Origin of the sequence: Actinotalea sp., from assembly GCF_035443605.1 — a bacterium.
Classification (GTDB): domain Bacteria; phylum Actinomycetota; class Actinomycetes; order Actinomycetales; family Cellulomonadaceae; genus Actinotalea.
In genome coordinates, this window is record NZ_DAORSQ010000040.1 from 1 (window position 1) to 22,155 (window position 22,155).

Consider the following 22,155-nt stretch of genomic DNA (forward strand, 5'->3'; position numbering starts at 1 on the left):
CGCCCAGGACGAGGTCGCCCGCATCTGCCAGGACCTGCTGCGGATCGACTCGTCGAACTACGGCGACGGTTCCGGGCCGGGGGAGCGGGCAGCGGCCGAGTACGTCATGGCCTCGCTGCAGGAGGTCGGGCTCGAGCCGGAGCTCTTCGAGTCCGCGCCGGGGCGGGCGAACGTCGTCGTGCGACTGCCCGGGGTGGACCCGAGCCGGCCTGCGCTGGTGCTGCACGGTCACACCGACGTGGTGCCCGCCGCCGCGCAGGACTGGTCCGTCGACCCGTTCGGCGGCGAGGAGATCGACGGCATGCTCTGGGGCCGCGGGGCCGTGGACATGAAGGACATGGACGCGATGATGCTCGCCGTCGTGCGCCAGATGGTGCGCGAGGGCCGAGCCCCGGCGCGCGACGTCGTGCTGGCGTTCTTCGCGGACGAGGAGGCCGGGGGCGTCTACGGGGCGCGATACGCCGTGGACACCCGTCCGGAGCTCTTCGCGGGCGCGACGGAGGCCATCAGCGAGGTGGGTGGGTTCTCCGTCCAGGTGGGTGCCGGGCCGGACGGCCAGGGCGGGCGGCGTGCCTACCTGCTGCAGACAGCGGAGAAGGGCATCGGCTGGCTGCGGCTCGTCGCGGACGGCCGCGCGGGCCACGGCTCCCAGGTCAACGCCGACAACGCCGTGACGCACCTGGCGGCCGCCGTCGCGCGGATCGGTGCGCACCCGTGGCCGCTGCAGCTCACCCCGACCGTGCGCGACCTGCTCGAGGGCGTCGCGGACCTCACCGGCCTGCCGTACGACCCGCAGGACCCGGCCGCCGTCGACCGCCTCGTCGCCGCGCTGGGCACGGGCGCGCGGTTCGTCGGCGCGACGCTGCGCAACACGGCCAACCCCACGCAGCTCTCCGCCGGCTACAAGGCCAACGTCATCCCCGGGCGGGCCGAGGCGGTCCTGGACACGCGGTTCCTGCCGGGCTTCGAGGACGAGGCACGACGCGTCATCACCGAGCTCGCCGGGCCGCACGTGCGGGTCGAGGAGATCCACCGCGACATCGCCCTCGAGGCGCCCTTCGGCGGGAACCTCGTCGACGCGATGGTCACGTCGTTGCTCGCGGTGGACCCGGAGGCCACCGTGCTGCCGTACGCGCTCTCGGGGGGCACCGACAACAAGTCGCTGTCCCGGCTCGGCATCACCGGCTACGGCTTCGCGCCCCTGCGGCTGCCGCCCGGGCTGGACTTCCCCGCGATGTTCCACGGGGTGGACGAGCGGGTGCCCGTCGACTCCCTCGTCTTCGGCACGCGGGTGCTGGACCGCCTGCTCCAGACCTGCTGAGGCGGGTGCCGCGAGGTCACAGCGTGCTGCTCACCCGGATGATCCGGCGCCGCAGCCACACCCGACGGCGGCCGCCGGCGAACAGCAGGGTGCGCGCGAGCTCCCAGCGGCCGTACTCGGCCTCCTCGGTGAGCCGGCGGCGGGCGTCGTTGCGGCTGACGCTCGGATCGAGGGTCACGACGCGGTACTCGTACTGACCACCCTGGGCCCGCCACGCCCCTCGCGTCGTGGACGCCGGACCTGCACCGCTCACCTGCACGCCTTCCGCCGACGGGACCATCGACTGCCATTGTGCACACTGCGGCGCTACGGTCGTGCCATGACCGTTGACCCGCGCGCCGCTCTCGACCGCCTCCTCGCAGCCCTGGAGGCGCACTTCCACGCCGTGAGCACCCGGCGCGGGGACGACGACCCGGCCGTGGACGACGCCTACGACGTGCTCGCCGACGCCTTCGAGGTGTACGACGACGCCATGGTCCGGGTGCACGGCGAGACCCTGCCGTTCTTCCTCGCCGACGATGCCGACGATGCCGACGAGCTGGACGACGAGGACGACATCGACGAGGACGACCTCGACGACGAGCTCATGGACGGCACGGAGCTCGACGGGGACGAGCGCTGAGGTCGGCGGCGACCAGCACTGAGGACCGTGGCCCCCGCGGGAGCCGGCGGCCTCAGCGCCGCTCGGGGTAGCCCAGCGCCGGGGCGCTGACCTCGTCCAGCGCCGCGACGATCTGCTCCGGCAGCACGAGGTCGAGCTCGAGCGCCGGGCGCAGCTGTCCGGCCGTGCGGGCGCCGAGGATCGCCGACGCCACTCCGCCGCGGCCCAGCACCCACGCCAGCGCGACCTCGAGCGGGGTGCGCTCGAGCCCGTCCGCCGCCGTCGCCAGCGCCTCGACGACCGGCCCGCTGACCCGCCCGAGGTAGGGCTCGACGAACCCCGCGAGGTGCGCCGACGCTGCGCGCGAGTCCGCCGGCACGGTGCGCCGGTACTTGCCGGTGAGCACGCCCCGCCCGAGCGGCGACCACGCGAGCAGCCCGGCCCCCAGCTCGGCCGCCGCGGGAACGACCTCGCGCTCGACCCCGCGCTGCAGCAGCGAGTACTCGACCTCGACGGCGGCCAGGGTGTGCCCGCCCAGCAGGCCGGCCAGCCGCGCGGTCTGCCACCCGGGGTGGTTGGACAGCCCGACGTAGCGGGCACGGCCCGTGTCGAGCACGTGCACCAGGGCGGCCGCCGTCTCGGCGAGCGGGGTGCGCGGGTCGGGGGCCTGGACCAGGAACACGTCGACGTGGTCGGTGCCGAGGCGCGCGAGCGAGGCGTCGAGGGAGTCGACGAGGGCACCGCGCGAGGCGTCGACCACGGGCCCGCTGCGGGTGCGGCGCACCCCGCCCTTGGTGCACAGCACGACCTCGTCGCGCGCCACCACGGTGCCGACCAGGGAGCCGAGGAGCTCCTCTGCGGCGCCGTCTGCGTAGGAGGCTGCGGTGTCCAGCAGCGTGCCGCCCGCCTCGACGAAGTCCCGCAGCAGCTCTGCCGCCGTGTGCTCATCGGTGTCCCGGGCCCAGGTCAGGGTGCCGAGACCCAGCGCCGAGACCCGCAGACCGGTAGCCCCCAGGGTGCGTTCCTCCATGGCTGTGCAGGCTACGGCACGGGGCACCCGCCGCCGGCCGGTAGCGTTGCGCGCCATGACATGGTGGGAAGCGGCCGTCCTCGGCCTGGTCCAGGGCCTGACGGAGTTCCTCCCGATCTCCTCGAGCGCGCACCTGCGGATCATCGGCGAGCTGCTGCCCGGCGGGGCCGACCCCGGCGCTGCGTTCACCGCGATCACCCAGATCGGCACCGAGAGCGCGGTGCTGCTCTACTTCCGGCACGACATCGTGCGGATCTGCGTGGCGTGGTGGACGGTGCTGCGTGGCCGTCATGGCACCGCGTGGCGGGCCCGGATGGGCGCGGGCGACCCGGACGCCCGCATGGCCTGGTGGATCGCGCTCGGCTCCGTGCCGATCGTCGTGCTCGGCCTGGCCTTCGAGGACGTCATCACGAGCACGTTCCGCAACCTCTACCTCATCGCCGGGACGCTCGCCGTGTTCGCGGTCGTCCTCGGCGTGGCGGACCGGATCGGGGCCAAGCGCCGCGTCCTGACCGGGCTCACGGCGCGCGACGCCGTCGTGCTCGGGTTCGCGCAGGCGCTCGCCCTGGTGCCCGGGGTGTCGCGGTCCGGCGGGACCATCACGTTCGCCCTGCTGCTGGGCTACACGCGCGAGGCGGCGGCGCGGTACTCGTTCCTGCTCGCCATCCCCGCGGTGCTCGGCTCCGGCCTGCAGCAGCTGGTCACGAGCGTGGGGGACTTCGGCGAGCCGGGGACCCCGAGCCTCGCCGTGACGGCGCTGGCGACGGTCATCGCGTTCGTCGTCGGGTACCTCGTCATCATCGGGTTCCTGCGCCTCGTCTCGACGCAGAGCTACCTGCCGTTCGTCGTGTACCGGATCGGGCTCGCGGCGCTCGTCGTCGTGCTCCTGACCCTCGGCGCGCTCGAGCCGCTCGGTGGTGCGCCGGCCGGCTGAGCCCCGGCGGGGCGCATGCCTACCCGCGCGCGGCTCAGAGCCAGCCGCTGCGGGTGAAGAGTCGGTGCAGCCCGACGCTCACCAGCGCCATGAACGCCAGGGCCGCCGGGTACCCCCACGGCCAGCCGAGCTCCGGCATGTCGTGGAAGTTCATGCCGTACACGCTCGCGATGAGCGTGGGGGCGGCCGCGATCGCCGCCCAGGCCGAGATCCGGCGGACGTCGTCGTTCTGCCGCACCGAGACCAGCGACAGGTGCGCCGCGAGCATGTCCGCCAGCAGGCGGTCGTGCGCCTCGAGCCGGTGGTCCAGGCGGTCGACGGCGACGGTCAGCCGTCGCTGCCACACCTCGCCGGCCTCGTCGTCTGCGGGCACGAGCTCCGGCAGCTCCACGGTGAGCGGGGCCAGCGCCCGGCGGGCCTCGGCGACCTCCCGCTTGAGGGCGTAGATCGGCTCGACCGGGCTGGTCCGGGAGGCCGAGAACACCTCGGCGTCGAGGGCCTCCACCGCGTCGCCGAGCGCGGCCTCGACCTCGGCCGCGCCCGACACCAGGGCGGCCAGGAGGGTCGCCAGGAGCCCGGACGTCAGCGCGTCACCCGTGGGCGGCGCTGCGGCGAGCCGCTCGGCGACCTCGTCGAGGACCTCGGCCGGGCCGGTCTCGACGGTGAGCACCACGCCGTCGAGCGCGAGGCACGTCACCTCGCCCGACAGCACGTCGGCACCCTCCTCGCTGAACGCCACCGTCGGCGTCGCGAGGAACACCCCGCCCGTGAGGTGCTCGACGTGCGGACGACCGCGCCGACCGCTGGGCCCGTGGGTGCCCGCGGTCGCGACGACGTCCGCGGGGAGCCCCAGCTCGCGCGCGGCGGCGAGCAGGTCGTCGTGGTCGGCGGCGCGGACCCAGACGACGTCACCGTCGCGCCGGGCGGCCGGCGGGCCGCCGGTGCCGGGACCCGCGGGGTGCCAGCCGTCGGACGAGTGGACCCACGTGGGCCGGTGCATCTCCACGTCGCCAGTGTGGACCCACCCCGACGACCACGAGGCCGCGGCTAGGCTGCCACCGTGCACACCTGGCCCGCGCCGTCCCTGCCCACCATCCCCGGCCGAGGGCTCGCGGTGCACGTGCGTGACTCCCTGACCGGTGCGCTCGTGCTCGGCTCGCCCGGGCCGGTGGCGACGCTGTACGTGTGCGGCATCACGCCCTATGACGCGACCCACCTCGGGCACGCGGCCACGTACATCGCCTTCGACCTGCTGCACCGCGCGTGGCTCGACGCCGGGCTCGAGGTCAGCTACGCGTCGAACGTCACGGACGTGGACGACCCCCTGCTCGAGCGCGCGGCCCAGACCGGGGTGGACTGGGAGCAGCTGGCCCTCGAGCAGACGGCGCTCTTCGCGCAGGACATGACGGCCCTCGCCGTCCTGCCGCCGCACACCTACCTCGGCGCCGTCGAGACCATCCCGACGGTGGTCTCGACCGTCGAGCGGCTGCTCGCGGGCGGGCAGGCGTACCGGGTGCCCGTGGAGCCCGGTGCCGGCGGCTCGCGGCCCGACCTGGGCGACGTCTACGCCGACGTGTCGGTCGACCCGGCGGTGGGCCACGTCGAGGGCCTGGACCACGACGAGACGGTCGCGCTGTTCGGCGAGCGGGGCGGGGACCCGGACCGTGCGGGCAAGCGTGACCCCCTCGACCCGGCGCTGTGGCGCCGCGAGCGGCCTGGCGAGCCGTCGTGGGACGGCGGCGTGCTGGGCACCGGCCGGCCCGGCTGGCACATCGAGTGCACCGTCATCGCGGAGCAGGCGCTCGGGGCGTCGTTCGACGTCCAGGGCGGCGGTCGCGACCTGTGCTTCCCCCACCACGAGATGAGCGCAGCCCACGCCCGAGCGCTCGGCGCCCCCGGAGCCCGGGCGCACGTCCACACCGGGATGGTGGGGCTCGGCGGGGAGAAGATGAGCAAGTCGCTCGGCAACCTCGTGCTCGTCTCCGTGCTGCGCGAGCAGGGCGTCGACCCGATGGCGATCCGGCTCGCCGTGCTCGCCCACCACTACCGCGAGGACTGGGACTGGACCGACGAGGTGCTCGCCACGGCCCAGCGCCGGCTCGAGCGCTGGCGGTCGGCCGTCTCGGGCAACGGGGGGCCCGACGCCGGCTCGACCGTCGAGGCCATCCGCACCGCGCTCGCGGACGACCTGGACGCGCCGTCGGCGCTGCGGGCCGTCGACACGTGGTGCGACGCGTCGCTCAGCGTGGGCGGCGACGTCATCGGTGCGCCGGGCGTGCTGGCGCGGTCGGTCGACGCACTGCTCGGCGTGCGGGTCTAGCGCCCGCGCGGCCCGCCCAGCAGGAGGGTCAGCCCGCGGAGCCGTCGCGCCGGCGCAGGTACTTCTCGAACTCGCGCGCGATCGCCTCGCCCGAGGCCTCGGGCAGGTCCGCGGTGTCCTTGGCCTCCTCGAGCTGCGCCACGTACTCGGCGATCTCGGAGTCGTCGGCCGCGAGCTCGTCGACGCCGTGCTGCCACGCCTCGGAGTCCTGCGGCAGATCCCCGAGGGGGACGGGCTCGCCGAGCAGCTCCTCGATCCGGACCAGCAGCGCCATGGCGGCCTTGGGCGACGGCGGGTGCGCGACGTAGTGCGGCACTGCACCCCAGACGGAGACCCCGCGCAGCCCGCGGCCCAGCGCCTCGTGCTGGAGCACGCCGACGATGCCCGTCGGCCCCTCGTACGTGTTCTGGTCGAGGCCGAGCTCGCGCTGCAGCTCCTGGTCGTCGGTGGTCACCGTCACGGGGATGGGCCGCGAGTGCGGCACGTCGGCGAGCAGGGCACCCACGGTGATGACCGTGCGCACCCCGAGCCGCTCGGCGATGTCCAGCAGCTCGGCGCTGAACCGCCGCCAGCGCATCGACGGCTCGATGCCGTGCACGAGGACCACCTGCTCGCCGGTGCCCGGCCGGACGCCCACCGCGACGGACGTCGTCGGCCACGCGATCTCGCGGCGGCCACCCTCGCCGATGGAGACCATCGGCCGGTTGACCTGGAAGTCGTGGTACTCCTCCGGGTCGAGCTCGTCGACCTCCTCGGCGCCCCAGACCTCGTGCAGGTGCGACAGCGCGTGCGTCGCGGCGGAGCCGGCGTCGTTCCAGCCCTCGAACGCGGCGAGCATCACCGGTCCGCGCAGGGGCAGGGCCCCGGGGAGTGCCTCGGTCATGGCCTCAGCGTAGGCCGTGGGGCGGGGCCCGCCCGGGGACCGGCGCGAGACCCGCCGCGGGCGGACCCTGCCGCCCGCCTACGATGGGCCGATGCCCGTCGAGCCCCACGCGACCGTCCTGCGTGCCCCCGCCCCCGCCACGACCGGCCCGTCCGTCCCGCAGCTCCCGGCAGCGGCGCTCTGGGACATGGACGGCACGCTGGTGGACACCGAGCCGTGCTGGATGGCGGCGGAGGAGGGCCTCGTCCGGGAGTTCGGCGGGACGTGGGGCCCCGACGCCGCGCAGTCGATGGTCGGCCTGGCGCTGCTCGACAGCGCCGCCGTGCTCGCGGCCCACGGGGTGGACCTGCCGCTGCCCGAGATCGTCGAGCGGATGCTCGACTCCGTCGTCGACGCGGTCGAGGACGGCCTGGTCTGGCAGCCCGGCGCCCTCGACCTGCTCGCCGCGCTGGGCGCGGCGGGCGTGCCGTGCGCGCTCGTGACGATGTCCTACGGGCGGTTCGCCGATGCCGTGCTGGCGCGGATGCCGGCCGGGGCGTTCGACGTCGTCGTGACGGGCGGCCGGGTGACGCTGGGCAAGCCGCACCCGGAGCCCTACCTGCTGGCCGCGGACCTGCTGGGCGTCGACGTCACGCGCTGCGTGGCGATCGAGGACTCGATCCCCGGCGTGGGTTCGGCGCTCGCCTCCGGGGCGCGCACGCTGGCTGTCGAGCACATGGTGGCGCTCGACGACCACCCGGGCATGAGCCGCGCGGACTCGCTGGTCGACGTCGACCTGGCCGTGCTGGCCCGGATCGCCGCGGGCGACGTCCTCGACCTGCGCGCGCCGACGGCCTGACGGCCCGCTGCCGGCGGCGGCCGCACCGATGAGGGTCAGGCCCGAGGCCGGACGCCCGTCGCGGCCTCGACAGCGTCCGGGTCCACCTGCGGCGGCGTGCCGCCGAAGGCAGGGCAGACCGCCTGGTGCGCGCACCAGCCGCACAGCGCGCTCCTGCGCGGCGTCCAGGTGCCCGTGGCCGCGGCGTCCTGGATGCCCGCCCAGATCGACCGGACCCGGCGCTCGGTCGTCTCGAGCTCCGCGGCGTCGGGCACGTGCCGCACGACCGTGCCGTCGCCGAGGTAGACGAGCTGCAGCATCGCGGGGATGCGGCCGCGCAGGCGGGCGAGCACGAGGGCGTAGAAGCGCATCTGGAAGAGGGCCGAGCCCTCGTAGCCGGCCTTGGGCGAGCGGCCGGTCTTGTAGTCGACGACGCGCAGGGCGCCGTCCGGCGCGACGTCGAGCCGGTCGACGATGCCGCGCAGCTCGGGACCGTCGTCGAGCGACATCCGCACCGCGAGCTCGCGCTCGGCCGGCTGGAGGCGGTTGGGGTCCTCGAGGGTGAACCACGTCGCGAGCAGCGTCCGGGCAGGTCCGTACCAGCCCTCGAGGTCCTCGGGGTCCGTCAGCACCTCGAGGTAGCGCGGGGAGGCGGTGACGAGGCCCTGCCACGTCGGGTCGAGCAGGCCGTGCGCTGCTTCGAGGGTCCTGGCCCCGGCGGGGAGGTCGAACAGCCGCTCGAGCACGGCGTGCACGAGCGTGCCGCGCACCGCAGCGGGCGACGGCGGCTCGGGCAGGCGGTCGATGACGCGCAGGCGGAAGAGGAGCGGGCACTGCAGGTAGTCGTTGGCCCGGGAGGGGGACAGGCCCGGCGTGCGCCGGCGCGGCTGCTCCGAGGCCTCGCCGGTGTCCGCGCCGACCGATGGCCCGCCGATCGATGGCGCGGCGACCGAGGACCCGCCGGTGTCGCCCACGACCTCGGGCTCGGCGGCAGGGCCGCTCGGGTCGGTCACGGCTGGGCTGGCGTTCGGCTCGGTGGGCACGGCGCCAGGGTACGGCCGTGCCCCGACATGGTCCGGCCGGCACCGTAGGGTGACCGGGTGGCGAGCACAGGCGGCAGGCAGGGTCGCACCGGCGGGTGGGTGATCGGTCGCGCCGCCGGGGCACCGGTGGTGCTCTCGCCCGGTTGGCTGGTCGCCGCCGCGGTCTTCACCGTCGTGCTCGTTCCGCTGGGGCGGGCCGTCGCGCCGCAGTCCGGCACCGTCGGCGCGTACCTGCTCGCCGCCGCGGCGGCGCTGCTGCTCTTCGGCTCGACGTTCCTGCACGAGCTCGCGCACGCCCTCGTCGCGCGGCGTCGCGGGATCGAGGTGCACCAGATCGCGCTCACCCTGCTCGGCGGGCACACGGAGATGGGGGCCGCGGCGTCGACGCCGGGCAGCTCCGCGCTCGTCGCCGTGGCCGGACCCGTCACCAACCTCGTGCTCGCCGGCGTCGCGGCGCTGGTCTGGCAGGTCGCCCCGGCGGGCGGGATCGTCGCTGCGCTGGCTCTGGCGGCCGCGGCGGCCAACCTCGTCGTCGGTGTGCTCAACCTGCTGCCCGGCCTGCCGCTGGACGGCGGTCGCGTGCTCGAGGCCGGCATCTGGGCCGCCTCCGGTCGCCGGTCCACCGGGACGACCGTCGGCGGTTGGGTCGGGCGGGCCATCGCCCTCGGGGTGCTCGCCTGGACCCTCCTGCCCCAGCTCGGCCGCCCGGGCGGCCCGGACCTCACGCAGGTGGTCTGGGGTGCGCTCATCGGGGCGTTCCTCTGGTCCGGCGCCTCGGGTTCGCTGCGGACGGCGCGTGCGGAGCGGGCCGTCGAGGCGCTGGACCTGCGCGCGCTGACGACGCCGGCGGTGGCCGTCCCGGCACGCGACCGCGTGGCGACCCTCGACGTGCTGGGCGTCCCGTGCCCGCCGGTCGTCCTGCTCGGCGAGCACGGCGAGCCCGTCGCGTACGTCGACCCGATCGCCGCGCAGGCCGTCCCCTCGGCGCACCGCGCCGGGACGCCGCTGGCCGCCGTCGCGGTGCCCCTGCCGGCCGGCTGCACGGTCCCCGGCCACCTCGCCGGCGCCGAGGCGGTGCGCGCCGTCGCCGAGGTGGCCGCCCGGACGCCCGTGATGGTCGTCCTCGACACCGGCGGCCAGGTGCTCGGCCTGCTGCGAGCGGTCGACGTCATCGGCGCCCTGCGCCCGCGTCGCTAGCGGTGCCCCCGTGCCCCCGTGCCCCCGTGCCCCCGGAGCCTCCGGAGCGCCCGGAGCCCCCGGAGCCCCCGGTGGCGGCGCAGGCGGCCCGCGGGCGCCGGTACGGTGCAGGCATGAGCACCCCGGACCCCCGTCCCGCCTGCCGCGTCGAGGAGCTGGTCGAGGTGACCGACGACGCGCTGGCCGCCGTCGGGGCCCTGGTGTCGCAGCTGTCCCGTTCCGCCCCGGCGCCCACGCGCGAGGAGCTCACGCAGATCGTGGCGTCGCCCGCCACGCACCTGCTCCTCGCCCGGGACGCCGACGGTGCGGTGCTCGGGTCGCTGACCCTCGTGCTGTTCCGCATCCCCACCGGCATGCGCGCGTGGGTCGAGGACGTCGTCGTCGATGCCGGGGCGCGCGGGCACGGCGTGGGGCAGCAGCTCACCCGCGAGGCCGTGCGGCTCGCAGGGCTGGCCGGCGCCCGGACCGTCGACCTCACGTCCCGGCCCGCACGGGTCGAGGCCAACCGGCTCTACCAGCGCGTGGGCTTCGTGCTGCGGGAGACCAACGTCTACCGCTGGAGCGAGCCGCCGTCGTGAGCCCCCGCCGTGGCGCACCGGGCCTCGCCCGCCCGCACCGCACCTAGACTCGACCGCCGTGAGCACCCCCGAGAACGCCGCGACCACCACGCCGGACCCGTCGGCCCCGCCGCCAGGGGCGCCGGCGGACCAGGCCACGGGCGCGGCCGCCCGGCGCGGCCCGCTGCGCGCGGGGGACCGGGTGCAGCTCACCGACCCGCGCGGCCGCCTGCACACCATCACGCTCGCACCCGGCGCGACGTTCCACACGCACCAGGGCTACTTCCGCCACGAGGACCTCATCGGCGCCCCCGAGGGTTCCGTGGTCACCTCGACGGGTCAGATCGCCTACCTGGCCCTGCGTCCGCTGCTCGCCGACTACACGCTCTCCATGCCGCGGGGTGCTGCGGTCGTCTACCCCAAGGACGCCGGTCAGATCGTCACCATGGGCGACATCTACCCCGGTGCGCGGGTGGTCGAGGCGGGTGTGGGCTCCGGCGCGCTCACCATGTCGCTGCTGCGCGCCGTGGGCGACCGCGGCGCGCTGCACTCCATCGAGCGGCGGGAGGACTTCGCGGCGATCGCGCGCGCCAACGTCGAGGGCTTCTTCGCCGGCCCGCACCCGGCCTGGCGGCTCTCCGTCGGGGACCTGTCCGACGTGCTGCCCACGGTCGCGCAGCCGGCGACCGTCGATCGCGTGGTGCTGGACATGCTCGCGCCGTGGGAGAACCTCGACGCCGTCGCCGACGCGCTCGCCCCGGGCGGCGTCCTCCTCGCCTACGTCGCCACCACCACCCAGCTGTCCCGGCTCGCCGAGGGCCTGCGCGACGACGGCCGGTTCACCGAGCCGGCGGCGTGGGAGTCCATGGTGCGCGGCTGGCACCTCGAGGGCCTGGCCGTGCGCCCGGAGCACCGGATGATCGGGCACACGGGGTTCCTCATCACCACGCGCCGGATGGCGGACGGGGTCGCCGTGCCCGTGCGTCGGCGCCGTCCGTCGAAGGGCTACACGCCCGAGGACGCCTGGTCCCCGGACGACCTCGGTGAGCGAGCCGTCTCGGACAAGAAGGTCCGCAAGGTCCGCCGGGACCTCGGCGCGCAGGGCGACCCCGGGCTCCCGGCCGGCGAGGTGCCCGAGTCGCAGGTCTGAGGGATCCTCTGGCCGGCCGACGTGACCGGCTCGCGGGGCGGACGCGACCGGCACGGCTTGACGCGTGCGCTTAGGGTCGTGGTGAGACCTGGGGAGGCACCATGAGCCAGCCGGAGCACGACGGCGCCGCACCCGCGGGCGACGCCGCGCGGCGTGCCGCGCAGGACAGCCGCAGCGCGGCCCTGCTCGCCGTGAAGAACGAGCGTCTGGCCGACGCCCTGCGCCAGGCGCGGGACCGGATCGTCGAGCTGCAGCGCCAGCTCGAGGAGCTCGGCAAGCCGCCCGGCACGTTCGCCACCTTCCTCGCGGCCCGCACCGACGGCTCCGTCGAGATCATCGCCGCCGGCCGCAAGATGCACGTCATGGCCTCGTCCGCGGTCGACGTCGACGCGCTGCGCCCCGGCCAGGAGGTCAAGCTCAACGAGACGCTCACCGTCGTCGAGGCGGGTGCCTACGAGACCGTCGGGGAGATCGTCACCGTCAAGGAGATGCTCGGCCCCGACCGGGCGCTGGTGGTGGGACGTGCCGACGAGGAGCGCGTCGTGCGCCTCGCGGGCCCCCTCGTGGACGGGCCGGTACGCGTGGGCGACGCGCTGACGGTCGAGACCCGCTCGGGCTTCGTCTTCGAGCGGATCCCGCGCTCGGAGGTCGAGGAGCTGGTCCTCGAGGAGGTCCCGGACATCGACTACGCCGACATCGGCGGGCTGGGACCCCAGATCGAGCAGATCCGTGACGCCGTCGAGCTGCCGTTCCTGCATCCAGAGCTGTTCCGCGAGCACGGGCTGCGCGCCCCCAAGGGCGTGCTGCTCTACGGCCCGCCCGGCTGCGGCAAGACCCTCATCGCCAAGGCCGTCGCCCGCTCGCTCGCCGAGACGCGGGGGATGGGTGCCGACGGCAAGCCCGGCACCAGCTACTTCCTCAACGTCAAGGGCCCGGAGCTGCTCAACAAGTACGTCGGCGAGACCGAGCGGCACATCCGGCTGATCTTCGCCAGGGCGCGCGAGAAGGCGAGCACCGGCTCGCCCGTCGTCGTCTTCTTCGACGAGATGGAGTCGCTGTTCCGCACGCGCGGCACGGGCATCTCGAGCGACGTCGAGACCACGATCGTGCCCCAGCTGCTCAGCGAGATCGACGGGGTCGAGCGGCTCGACAACGTCATCGTCATCGGCGCGTCGAACCGGGAGGACATGATCGACCCGGCGATCCTGCGACCCGGCCGGCTGGACGTGAAGATCAAGATCGAGCGGCCCGACGCCGAGGCGGCGCGCGAGATCTTCGCCAAGTACCTCACCGCGGACCTGCCGCTGCACGCGGAGGACCTCGCGGAGCACGGCGGGGACACCGCCGCGACCGTCGAGGCGATGATCACCCGGACCGTCGAGCAGATGTACGCCGAGTCGGCGGAGAACCAGTTCCTCGAGGTCACCTACGCCTCGGGGGACAAGGAGATCCTCTTCTTCAAGGACTTCTCGTCCGGCGCCATGATCCAGAACGTCGTCGACCGTGCGAAGAAGGCCGCGATCAAGCAGCTGCTGGCCACGGGTCAGCGGGGCATCCGGGTGGAGCACCTGCTCGCGGCCTGCGCGGCGGAGTTCAAGGAGAACGAGGACCTGCCCAACACGACCAACCCGGACGACTGGGCCCGGATCTCGGGCAAGAAGGGCGAGCGGATCGTCTTCATCCGCACGATCGTCCAGGGCAAGTCCGGCTCCGCGAACGCGCGCACCATCGAGACGCTGACGGCCACGGGCCCCTACCTGTAGGCCCGCGACCGGCCGGTCGTGAGCGGCCGGGCGGCGGGCCCCGCCGGTAGCCTGGGCCGGTGAGCGTGCGCCGGGTGATGGGGATCGAGACCGAGTACGGCGTCGTGCAGCCTGGGCGCCCGCAGGCCAACCCCATGCTCCTGTCGAGCCACGTGGTCTCGGCGTACGCTGCGCTGCGCGCGACGGGCCGCACGCGGTGGGACTACGCCGACGAGGACCCCCTGTCGGACGCGCGCGGGTTCCGCATCCAGCGAGCCTCGGCCCACCCCTCGATGCTCACCGACGACCCGACGCGGCCCGCGGTCGCGGGTCCGGCCGCTGCACCGGACGAGATCCACACCGATGCGATGGACCGGCCGACGGGGGAGGACTGGGACGACCCGAGCGCCGCGACCTCCGTCCTGACCAACGGTGCGCGCCTCTACGTCGACCATGCGCACCCGGAGTACTCCTCGCCCGAGGTGACCAACCCGCGCGACGCCGTGGTCTGGGACAAGGCGGGCGAGCACGTCATGCTCGCCACGGTGCGGGCGCTGACCGCCAACCCCGCGATGCCCGACGTCGTCCTGTACAAGAACAACGTCGACGGCAAGGGCGCCTCCTACGGGACGCACGACAACTTCCTCGTCGACCGCGCGGTGCCGTTCGCCTCGATCGTGCTGCACCTCACGCCGTTCCTCGTCACGCGTCAGGTGTTCGCGGGTGCCGGGCGCGTGGGGCTCGGCCCCACGGGGGCCAGCGCGGGGTTCCAGCTGTCGCAGCGTGCGGACTACATCGAGGCCGAGGTCGGCCTCGAGACCACCCTGCACCGGCCGATCGTCAACACGCGCGACGAGCCGCACGCCGACCGCACGCGCTGGCGCCGCCTGCACCTCATCCTCGGCGACGCGAACCTGCTCGAGGTCGCGACGTACCTGCGGGTCGGCACCACGTCGCTGGTGCTCTGGCTCGTCGAGCACGGCTCGGCCGACGCCCTGCGCACCATCGCCGGGCTGCGGCTCGCCGACCCGGTGCGCGACGTCCAGGTGGTCAGCCGCGACCTGAGCCTGACGGCGCGGCTCGAGCTCGCCGACGGGCGCCGGCTGACGGCACTGGAGGTCCAGGGGGCCTACCTCGACGCGCTGCGCGAGGAGCTGGGCCCCGACCCCGACCCGGACACGGCCGACGTGCTGGCGCGGTGGGCCTCGGTGCTCGCGCGGCTGGGCACCGACCCGATGACGTGCGCCCGGGAGATCGAGTGGGTCGCCAAGCTGCGCCTGCTGGACGGGATGCGCCGCCGCGACCACCTGGCATGGGACAACCCCCGCCTGGCCGCGATGGACATCCAGTGGTCGGACGTGCGGCCCGAGCGCGGGCTGTACCACCGCCTCGTCGCGGCCGGGGCCGTCGAGCGGCTGACGAGCGACGAGGAGGTCGCCCGCGCGGTGCACGCCCCGCCGCACGACACGCGCGCGTACTTCCGCGGGACCGTGGTGCGACGGTTCGGCGAGCAGGTCAGGGCGGCCAGCTGGGACGCCGTCGTGCTCGACGTCCCGTCCCTGCCCACGCTGCGCCGCATCCCGCTGCGCGACCCGTGGCGCGGTACCCGCGAGCACGTCGGGGACCTCCTCGACGCGTGCCCGGACGCGGCGACCCTGGTACGGCGGCTCGCGGGGGACTGAGCCGATCGGGTGGATCGGGCGCAATGGCCAGGAACCGCCTCAATCCGGCGCCTCGCCGGCCGATCGGTGCGTCGTGGGAACTCCTCGCCTGGCCGCGGCGCTGTGCGCGCTCGCCCTGGCGAGCCTCGCAGCACTGACGGCGGGGACTGCGGGCGCGGCCTTCACCGCGGTGTCGACCAACCCGGCCTCCAGCCTCGCCGCCGACGTGCTCGACGCGCCCGGCGCCTTCACGGCGTCGCGGTCGTGCACGGCCTCGGGCGCCCAGCTGCGGTCGGTCTCGCAGAGCACAGGCACCTCGGGGACGATCAGCGTCCCACTGCCGGCCGGCGTCGTGGCCGGTGACGTCATCGTCGGGATCGTCGTGCACAGCACGAAGGCCACCCCACCGGCGGCCTCGCCCGGCGACGGCTGGCAGGTCGCCACCGGAGGGAACTTCGGGGTCGGCGGGTCGAGCTTCTTCGGCTCCAAGCTGGCCACGGGCACGGAGCCTGCCGCGTACACCTTCACGGGGCTGACCGCGGGCTCGGCCGCCGCCGCCGTGGTGCTCGCGTACAGCGGTGGTGCGTGGAACTACCCGAGCCACGGCATCAGCTTCGGCGAGGGGACCGTGGTCTCCGCCCAGGGCACCATGGTCACGGAGCAGACCCGGATGCTCACGGCCTTCTTCGCCGACGACTACGACGGAGTGGTCTCGCTGCCCGCCGGGACGACCGAACGCGCGCGGCTCGTCACCGGCGGAGCCGACTCGGTCGCCCTGCTGGTGACCGACCGGCTCGTCCCGGCGGCCGGCACGCTGGACGCGACCGTCGCCACCCTCGGCGAGGCGCGCTCGAACCAGGGCTTCTCGCTGCCGATCCAGCCCGGAGCCGGTCCCAGCCCGGTCACCCTGACGTGGACGGCGACGCCCGACTTCTACGCGAGCGGGTACGAGGGCTTCCGCAGCGACTTCCCTGACTACGTCGTCTTCGGCCCGGGACGCGCGGTGACGAGCTACGTCGACCCGTCGCTCGGGGCTGCGGGCGCGACGTACTCGCTGCGCAGCTACGCGGGCTCGTGGCGCTCGGGCTGGGTGACCACGAGCCTGCTGCCCTGCTGACACCGACGCCCGGTCGAGACCGTCCGCTCATCTCCTAGGCAGGTCGGCCGATGGGGGTGCCGTGGGGTTCGCTGGGGCGGTCGTCGGTGGGTGCACGCTCGTCCTCGCCGCGGCCGCCTGCCTGCTGGCCACCCCGTCGGGCGCAGCCTTCACGGCCTCCGCGGGCACGGGGTCGGTGCTGGCCTCGGACACCCTCGACCCGCCGGGGGCGCTCACGGCGACCCGCTCGTGCGCGATGACGGCCCCGACACTGCGCTCGGTGTCGCAGGCCACGGCCACCGCCACGTCGATCACGGTCGCCCGCCCTGCCGGCGTCCTGCCGGGCGACGCCCTCATCGCGATCGTCATGCACCATGACTCCAGCAGCGAGCCCGTCGCCGCGGTCGCAGGTGGCTGGGGCATGGAGATCCCCTCGCACAGCTCCCTCGGCGGCGAGGCGCTCATGGTGCTCAAGATCGCCACGGCCGCTGAACCGGCGTCCTACTCCTTCGCCGGGCTCGACAGCAGCGACGCGACGGCGGTCGTCGTGCTGGCGTACACCGGGGTCGACCCGACCACCCCCCTGGCTGCGACCCCGGCGGGGCAGGCCAACGCCAACGGCTCGACGGTCGCGGCGCCGTCCGTGACGACCGACCGGGCCGGCGCCACCTTCGTCACCGCCTTCCTCGCAGACGACTACGCATCGACCATCTCCGTGCCGGCGGGGACGACGTCCCGGGCCGACGTCCTGGCCGCCGGGCCGCAGGAGGTTCGCGTCCGGGTGACGGACCGGGTGATCCCCGCGGCCGGGGCGACGGGGGTCACCGCGGCGACGTTGACGACCTCGCGCTACAGCCACGGCTTCGCTGTCGCCCTCCGCGGAACGATGCCGGTGACCCTCACCTGGACGCCGACGCCCGACACCTACGCGACGGGCTACGAGGGCTTCCGTGAGGACGTCAACGAGCTGGTCCCGGTGCTCGACCGCACGACGTCGACCTTCGTCGACGGCTCCGCGGGGGCCGCGCAGATGGCGTACCAGGTCAGGTCCGTTGGGGGTACCTGGCGTTCGCCCTACGCGAGGGTGGTCGTGCCTGCGTGCTGAGGGTGCTCCCTCGGCGTGGGGCGCGGTGCCCGACGTCGTCCGCGCCTGCGCCCGGCGTCCCGCTCGCCACCCTCGTCGGGCCCGGTGGCGGCGAGCAGCACCGCGGCGACGGCGCCGGCGGCCGTCAGCCCGAGGGGCAGCGGCCGGCCGTCACGCAGCCACACCACCGGCAGCCCGAGCACGGGGATCCGGAGGCGCCCGAGCCCGATGACGGAGTCGATCGGCACGGGCGTGGAGTCGTCGACGGCGTTGGCGTCGCCGCGCGTGATGACCGAGCCGTCGTGCACCTCGCGGATCCGGTGCGCGATCGTCCGGCCGCTGCCCGCCGGGTCGGTGAACAGGACCACGCGCCCGACAGCGAGGTCCTGCACCTCGGCGGGAGCGGACAGCACGAGGTCCCCGGGCTCGACGGCGGGGGACATGGAGCCCGACACGATGACGTGCGACTGCCACCCGAGCGCTACCGGTGCCACCGCCCAGACGGAGAGCCCGCCCACGGCCGCCAGTGCGGCGACGGCCGCCGTGCGGGCGACGGCGAGCCCACCGTCGAGCAGGGTCCGTCGCACGTCGGGCCGGGGGCTGCGACCGCCGGCGTGCCGCGGGCTCACGGACGACTCATCGCGCGACCGTGCCCGCGGGCATCGAGACCGGGCTGACCTCCACGCGGTTGCGGCCGCCGGTCTTGGCCCGGTAGAGGGCCGCGTCCGCCGCGGCGACCATCGAGGACGCGTCGGGACCGTCGCCGGGGTAGCAGGCCACGCCGATGCTCACGGTGAGCCGGGGACCACCGGTCAGCTGCTCGATGGCCGAGCGGATCCGCTCGGCGGCGATCGTGGCGCCGTCCGCCGCGGTCCCGCTGAGCACCACGGCGAACTCCTCGCCGCCGTACCGGGCCGGCACGTCGCCGGTCCGGGCCGTGCGCGCGAGCACCTGGGCGATGACGCGCAGGGCCTCGTCCCCGGTCTGGTGGCCGTAGGTGTCGTTGACGGCCTTGAAGTGGTCGACGTCGACGAGGAGCAACGAGGTGGGCAGCCCCGAGCGATCCGTCCTGGCGAGCTCGGCGTGCAGGCTGCGGTCGAACGCCCTGCGGTTGGCCAGCTCGGTCAGCCCGTCGGTGTCCGCCGAGCTGCGCAGCCGTGCCACGAGCACCGCCCGTCCGAAGGCCTGGGCGGCGTGGGCGGTGGCCTGCTCGGCCGTGGCGACCCGGCGCCGCTCGATGCGCGGCTCACGGCGCAGCAGCCGGCTCAGCCCCGTGGTGGGCCCCTGCTCCAGCAGCAGCGCCCCGGCGACCTGGCCGGGCAGCGAGAACGGCACGACGACGACGTTGCGCGCGTCCGGCAGCACCTCGGCCAGCCAGCCGTCGGATGCACGGTCGAGCCGGGGGACCAGCACGGTGGTGTGCCGCTCGATCACGGTGGCGAGGAAGGTGGCGGACGGCAGCCCGTCCGGCTGGGCCCATCCGGTGGGGAGCCCGCCCGGCGACACCTGCACGATCGGCCGCGACACGGGCGCCCCGACGCCGCTCGAGGCGCCCTGGGCCGCCGTCGGGCAGGCGATGACGAGGGCACGGCGCGCGAGCAGCTCGGTGTGCACCAGCGACGCGAGGGCCGCGGCGATCTCGTCGGTCTGCGTGGTCTGCTCGAGGTCGAGCGCGAGGCGCCGCAGCACCTCGACGTCGTACCGGCGGCGGCGCAGCTCGCGCTCGTTGACGGCGGCGAACGTCGAGGTCGTCAGGGTGGCGGCCCACAGCGCGAGGAGGAGCACCGTGAGGTCGGCGGTGGGGAAGGGCTCGCCCGTGAGCGGTCCCGTGCCGAACAGCCCGGTCATCTGCCCCTGGAGGGCGACGATGAGCGTGATCGAGTGCCACAGCACGACCTTGAGCCCCGAGCGGAACGAGGTGAGCAGGGTGACCGCGACGGCGTGCAGGACGATGAGGTAGCCGACGGGTCCGTCGAAGCCACCGAGCGCGAGGAACGCCCAGGCGAGGTACACGCCGTCGAGCAGCAGGCCGGCGGCCACGCGGAACAGGGCGGCCCGACGGCCCAGCCGCAGCAGCGGGGCGCTCGCGGCCATGAGGCCGAGGTAGGTGACGGCGGCCACGAGCACGGCCATCGTCGAGGCCGTGCGCACCGGCTGCGCGAGCCAGAGCAGCACCGGCGCGACGATGACGAGGACGCGGAAGGCGCTGGTCCAGCGGATGCGATCGGCGAGCGGGACCAGCCCGCCGGTCTCGGGAGCGCTCATCGGCCCGGTACCTCCTCGAACCGCAGCGGCGGCTCCTCGTCGAGCGGTGCGAGGGCGAGCTTGGGGTCCCGCCGGTCGAGCTGGTCCTGGACGAGCAGGAAGATGAGCACGACGCCGACGAGCACTGCGGGGAACCCGCCCTGCTCGAGCGTGCCGGTGAAGGTCTCGGCGACCTGGACCGCGACGTCGGACAGGTGCTCGACGGCGCTCGGGCCGCCGGACGGCGCACCGCCGTCGCCTGCGCCGCCGCCGCCGGGGGTGGTGGAACCGTCGTTCCCGTCGTTCCCGTCGTTCCCGTCGGGCCCCTCGGGTTCGGGGCCGGGCGTCGGGGCCGGGCCGCCGGTGGGCTCAGGCGTGGGCTCCGGGGTCGGCCCGGACGACGGCACCGAGGTGGGCCCGGGCGTCGGGCCGGCCGTGGGCGCCGGGGTGGGCGTCGACGCAGGGCCGCCACCGGGGCTTGGCGTCGGGGTGGGGGTCGGGGTGGGCGGTGGGGCTGGGTCGTCGGTGACGACCGCCCACACGAGGTCGGCCTGGGCCACCTGGCCCTGGGCCCCCGGGGTGTCGAGCACCTCGACGGTGAGGCGGAACGCGCGGTCCACGGGTCCGGTGCCGGGCTGCCACCCCGTGGGCACCCCGAACGGCGCCGCCGCGGACACCTGGGCGAAGGCCGCGAGCGTGTCGGTGTAGGCGGTCTGCCCGACGAAGCCCGTGCAGTCGCCGTCGGGCGCGCCGGTGGCCGGGCCCACCTCGACCCGGACGACGAGGTCGTCGGCGAGGGCGCCGGTGACGGCGACGGCGCGCACCACGACCGCAGCGGAGGGGCCCTGACCGGGCAGGTCGACGTCGACGCACCGGCTCACGGGCGCGCCGGGCACCAGGCCGGTGCTGGTGAACAGCGCCGGCCCGCCGACGGTCGCCGCCAGCAGCTGGGCCCGGGCGACGTCGTGCGGCACGGCGCCGAGCGAGGTGCTCTGGTCCGCGACGAACGCGCCGGCGGCCAGGACGACCGCCACGGCACCGACGAGGCGCACCGGCCCGCGGGGGACCGCGTGCACGCGACGCAGGGCGCTGCGGAGCACGTCACCTCCCGTGGGCGGTCGAGCGGGGGCGGCCGGGTGGAGCCGTCACCGCCCGATCGGCCGCCGTCGCCCGGGGATGAGGGCTCGGCATACGGCATCCGGGTGATCCTGCCCGCGGAGCCTCATCGCGACGGGTCCGCGGCCGACTCGACGGGCAGGAGGACCGGCACACGGTCGGTCGTCGAGAACGAGGAGTCCCCATGGCACTGCCCCGCAAGGCCGTCGTGGCGGCCGCCGTGCCGGTCGGCTTCCTGCTCAGCGGCGTGCTCGTCTGGCAGGCCTCCTACGCGGCGTTCAGCGACACGACGGACAGCACGGGCAACACCTGGGAGGCGGGCTCGGTCTCCCTCACGGACAACGACACCGGCACCGCACTGTTCACCGTCTCCGGGCTGACGCCGGGCGAGACGGGGAGCAGGTGCATCGTCGTCCACTACGGCGGCGACGTGTTCGCGAACGTCAAGACCTACGGCGCCTTCCACGACACCGACGCCAACGGGACACCGGATGCCGTCGGTCTCGCGCCCTACCTCAACCTCACCGTGACGCTCGGGACCGGCGCCCAGCCGGACTGCACGGACTTCAGCCCGGGCGGCACGACCTTCACCGGCACGGCAGATGCCTTCGTCACGGCGCACCACGACTTCGCCACGGGCGGGCTCACCTGGATGACGGCGGCTGCGGCACCCGAGGACGCGACCTACCGGATCACCTACCAGCTGGCCGACGACGACGCCGCCCAGGGCCAGGACCTCACGCTCGACGTCATCTGGGAAGCCCAGAGCCTCTGAGCGCCCACGAGACCAAGGAGCCCCGATGAGATCGCACCGCACGGCCGTCGCCGCCGCGGCCGTGCCGCTCGGCATCGTGGCGTCCGGCGCGCTCGTCTGGCAGGCGTCGTTCGCCGCATTCACCGCGACGACGTCGAGCGACGCCAACACCTGGGCGTCGGGCACCGTCGCGCTCTCCGTGGACAACCCCGGCACGGCACGGTTCGCCGAGAGCGGCCTCGTCCCGGGCGACTTCGATGACCAGTGCATCACGGTGACCTACACGGGCACGGTGGCGGCGAACGTGGAGATGTACGTCACCTCCACCCCGTCGGAGCCGATCGGGCTGGCGCCGTACCTCGACATGGTCGTCCAGGTCGGCAACGGGGTCGAGCCCGACTGCTCCGACTTCTTCCCCCAGCAGTACCCGTTCGACTGGGCCCCGGCCTCGACCCTGGTCGGTTCCCACAGCACCTACGCGACGGGGCTGGGGACATGGGCGCCGTCGGCCGCGGGTCAGACGAAGACGTACCGGATCTTCTGGGCCCTGCAGGACACCGACCTCGCCCAGAATCAGAGCGTCGCGCTCGACGTCACGTGGGAGG

22 protein-coding genes are annotated in these 22,155 nt (G+C 75.0%); 14 read left to right on the top strand and 8 right to left on the bottom strand.

Going from position 1 to position 22,155, the window contains the following annotated elements:
- Nucleotides 1–1,321: M20/M25/M40 family metallo-hydrolase (locus PKY62_RS06280; protein ID WP_324535855.1), on the top strand; the 1,321-nt coding region annotated here is incomplete at its 5' end.
- A gap of 16 nt (nucleotides 1,322–1,337) precedes the next feature.
- Here the strand turns inward: PKY62_RS06280 and PKY62_RS06285 are convergent.
- Nucleotides 1,338–1,574 (bottom strand): DUF5703 family protein, encoded by a 237-nt coding sequence (locus PKY62_RS06285; protein WP_324535856.1) that lies wholly within the window; start codon nucleotides 1,572–1,574, stop codon nucleotides 1,338–1,340.
- A 66-nt stretch (nucleotides 1,575–1,640) separates the two neighbouring features.
- On the opposite strand from PKY62_RS06285, the gene PKY62_RS06290 reads away from it, so the two are divergent.
- The gene (locus PKY62_RS06290) at nucleotides 1,641–1,943 is read left to right on the top strand and encodes a primosomal protein (RefSeq protein WP_324535857.1); all 303 of its coding nucleotides are present in this window, start codon (nucleotides 1,641–1,643) and stop codon (nucleotides 1,941–1,943) included.
- Nucleotides 1,944–1,995: 52 nt separating this feature from the next.
- On the opposite strand, the gene PKY62_RS06295 is transcribed toward PKY62_RS06290, so the two are convergent.
- Nucleotides 1,996–2,952 (bottom strand): aldo/keto reductase, encoded by a 957-nt coding sequence (locus PKY62_RS06295; RefSeq protein WP_324535858.1) that lies wholly within the window; start codon nucleotides 2,950–2,952, stop codon nucleotides 1,996–1,998.
- A gap of 55 nt (nucleotides 2,953–3,007) precedes the next feature.
- On the opposite strand from PKY62_RS06295, the gene PKY62_RS06300 reads away from it, so the two are divergent.
- On the top strand, nucleotides 3,008–3,886 hold the full coding sequence (locus tag PKY62_RS06300) for an undecaprenyl-diphosphate phosphatase (RefSeq protein ID WP_324535859.1): 879 nt from the start codon (nucleotides 3,008–3,010) through the stop codon (nucleotides 3,884–3,886).
- Between the two features lie 34 nt (nucleotides 3,887–3,920).
- Here PKY62_RS06300 and PKY62_RS06305 read toward each other — a convergent pair whose 3' ends face one another.
- A complete protein-coding gene (locus PKY62_RS06305; protein ID WP_324535874.1) occupies nucleotides 3,921–4,886 on the bottom strand; it encodes a CorA family divalent cation transporter in 966 nt (321 codons plus the stop codon).
- Nucleotides 4,887–4,946: 60 nt separating this feature from the next.
- Here PKY62_RS06305 and mshC point away from each other — a divergent pair, with 60 nt between their 5' ends.
- Nucleotides 4,947–6,206, top strand: coding sequence for a cysteine--1-D-myo-inosityl 2-amino-2-deoxy-alpha-D-glucopyranoside ligase (gene mshC / locus PKY62_RS06310; protein ID WP_324535860.1), 1,260 nt, complete (start codon nucleotides 4,947–4,949; stop codon nucleotides 6,204–6,206).
- A 28-nt stretch (nucleotides 6,207–6,234) separates the two neighbouring features.
- Here the strand turns inward: mshC and PKY62_RS06315 are convergent, their stop codons facing one another.
- Nucleotides 6,235–7,089, bottom strand: a complete 855-nt coding sequence (locus tag PKY62_RS06315; RefSeq protein WP_324535861.1) for a PAC2 family protein — start codon at nucleotides 7,087–7,089, stop codon at nucleotides 6,235–6,237.
- A 91-nt stretch (nucleotides 7,090–7,180) separates the two neighbouring features.
- Between PKY62_RS06315 and PKY62_RS06320 the strand changes: the two genes are divergently transcribed.
- Nucleotides 7,181–7,927: an HAD family hydrolase gene (locus PKY62_RS06320; protein ID WP_324535862.1), complete on the top strand. Its 747-nt coding sequence runs from the start codon at nucleotides 7,181–7,183 to the stop codon at nucleotides 7,925–7,927.
- Nucleotides 7,928–7,962: 35 nt separating this feature from the next.
- Here the strand turns inward: PKY62_RS06320 and PKY62_RS06325 are convergent, their stop codons facing one another.
- Nucleotides 7,963–8,772, bottom strand: a complete 810-nt coding sequence (locus PKY62_RS06325) for a RecB family exonuclease (protein ID WP_324535875.1) — start codon at nucleotides 8,770–8,772, stop codon at nucleotides 7,963–7,965.
- A gap of 234 nt (nucleotides 8,773–9,006) precedes the next feature.
- Between PKY62_RS06325 and PKY62_RS06330 the strand changes: the two genes are divergently transcribed.
- From PKY62_RS06330 to PKY62_RS06360, 7 genes are all read left to right on the top strand, one after another.
- Complete coding sequence (locus PKY62_RS06330; RefSeq protein ID WP_324535863.1) at nucleotides 9,007–10,146, top strand: site-2 protease family protein; 1,140 nt, start codon at nucleotides 9,007–9,009, stop codon at nucleotides 10,144–10,146.
- A gap of 113 nt (nucleotides 10,147–10,259) precedes the next feature.
- Entirely contained in the window at nucleotides 10,260–10,724 is a 465-nt protein-coding gene (locus PKY62_RS06335) for a GNAT family N-acetyltransferase (protein WP_324535864.1), read from the top strand.
- A gap of 58 nt (nucleotides 10,725–10,782) precedes the next feature.
- A complete protein-coding gene (locus PKY62_RS06340) occupies nucleotides 10,783–11,853 on the top strand; it encodes a tRNA (adenine-N1)-methyltransferase (protein ID WP_502875803.1) in 1,071 nt (356 codons plus the stop codon).
- A 101-nt stretch (nucleotides 11,854–11,954) separates the two neighbouring features.
- Nucleotides 11,955–13,616 (top strand): proteasome ATPase, encoded by a 1,662-nt coding sequence (gene arc, locus PKY62_RS06345; protein WP_324535865.1) that lies wholly within the window; start codon nucleotides 11,955–11,957, stop codon nucleotides 13,614–13,616.
- Between the two features lie 59 nt (nucleotides 13,617–13,675).
- A complete protein-coding gene (gene dop, locus PKY62_RS06350) occupies nucleotides 13,676–15,277 on the top strand; it encodes a depupylase/deamidase Dop (protein ID WP_324535866.1) in 1,602 nt (533 codons plus the stop codon).
- Between the two features lie 73 nt (nucleotides 15,278–15,350).
- Entirely contained in the window at nucleotides 15,351–16,373 is a 1,023-nt protein-coding gene (locus PKY62_RS06355; protein ID WP_324535867.1) for a hypothetical protein, read from the top strand.
- Nucleotides 16,374–16,434: 61 nt separating this feature from the next.
- Entirely contained in the window at nucleotides 16,435–17,457 is a 1,023-nt protein-coding gene (locus PKY62_RS06360; protein ID WP_324535868.1) for a hypothetical protein, read from the top strand.
- Here the strand turns inward: PKY62_RS06360 and PKY62_RS06365 are convergent.
- From PKY62_RS06365 to PKY62_RS06375, 3 genes are read right to left on the bottom strand one after another with little or no spacing between them, the layout of a single operon-like run.
- The gene (locus PKY62_RS06365; RefSeq protein WP_324535869.1) at nucleotides 17,427–18,065 is read right to left on the bottom strand and encodes a signal peptidase I; all 639 of its coding nucleotides are present in this window, start codon (nucleotides 18,063–18,065) and stop codon (nucleotides 17,427–17,429) included. The genes PKY62_RS06360 and PKY62_RS06365 overlap by 31 nt on opposite strands.
- A 7-nt stretch (nucleotides 18,066–18,072) precedes the next feature.
- A complete protein-coding gene (locus PKY62_RS06370) occupies nucleotides 18,073–19,701 on the bottom strand; it encodes a GGDEF domain-containing protein (RefSeq protein WP_324535870.1) in 1,629 nt (542 codons plus the stop codon).
- Complete coding sequence (locus tag PKY62_RS06375; RefSeq protein WP_324535871.1) at nucleotides 19,698–20,780, bottom strand: hypothetical protein; 1,083 nt, start codon at nucleotides 20,778–20,780, stop codon at nucleotides 19,698–19,700. Before PKY62_RS06375 ends, PKY62_RS06370 begins: the two co-directional genes overlap by 4 nt.
- A 200-nt stretch (nucleotides 20,781–20,980) precedes the next feature.
- Here PKY62_RS06375 and PKY62_RS06380 point away from each other — a divergent pair, with 200 nt between their 5' ends.
- Both PKY62_RS06380 and PKY62_RS06385 read left to right on the top strand, forming a co-directional pair.
- On the top strand, nucleotides 20,981–21,571 hold the full coding sequence (locus PKY62_RS06380) for a hypothetical protein (RefSeq protein ID WP_324535872.1): 591 nt from the start codon (nucleotides 20,981–20,983) through the stop codon (nucleotides 21,569–21,571).
- A gap of 25 nt (nucleotides 21,572–21,596) precedes the next feature.
- A partial coding sequence (locus tag PKY62_RS06385) for a hypothetical protein (protein ID WP_324535873.1) occupies nucleotides 21,597–22,155 on the top strand: 559 nt, incomplete at its 3' end.

Excerpts from the sequence above, each read along its gene's own strand:
- PKY62_RS06290 (WP_324535857.1), top strand. The coding sequence starts at position 1,641 with ATGACCGTTGACCCGCGCGCCGCTCTCGACCGCCTCCTCGCAGCCCTG.
- PKY62_RS06380 (WP_324535872.1), top strand. The coding sequence starts at position 20,981 with ATGGCACTGCCCCGCAAGGCCGTCGTGGCGGCCGCCGTGCCGGTCGGC.
- arc (WP_324535865.1), top strand. The coding sequence starts at position 11,955 with ATGAGCCAGCCGGAGCACGACGGCGCCGCACCCGCGGGCGACGCCGCG.
- PKY62_RS06295 (WP_324535858.1), bottom strand. The coding sequence starts at position 2,952 with ATGGAGGAACGCACCCTGGGGGCTACCGGTCTGCGGGTCTCGGCGCTG.
- PKY62_RS06300 (WP_324535859.1), top strand. The coding sequence starts at position 3,008 with ATGACATGGTGGGAAGCGGCCGTCCTCGGCCTGGTCCAGGGCCTGACG.
- PKY62_RS06315 (WP_324535861.1), bottom strand. The coding sequence starts at position 7,089 with ATGACCGAGGCACTCCCCGGGGCCCTGCCCCTGCGCGGACCGGTGATG.
- PKY62_RS06305 (WP_324535874.1), bottom strand. The coding sequence starts at position 4,886 with ATGCACCGGCCCACGTGGGTCCACTCGTCCGACGGCTGGCACCCCGCG.
- PKY62_RS06320 (WP_324535862.1), top strand. The coding sequence starts at position 7,181 with ATGCCCGTCGAGCCCCACGCGACCGTCCTGCGTGCCCCCGCCCCCGCC.
- PKY62_RS06335 (WP_324535864.1), top strand. The coding sequence starts at position 10,260 with ATGAGCACCCCGGACCCCCGTCCCGCCTGCCGCGTCGAGGAGCTGGTC.
- PKY62_RS06370 (WP_324535870.1), bottom strand. The coding sequence starts at position 19,701 with ATGAGCGCTCCCGAGACCGGCGGGCTGGTCCCGCTCGCCGATCGCATC.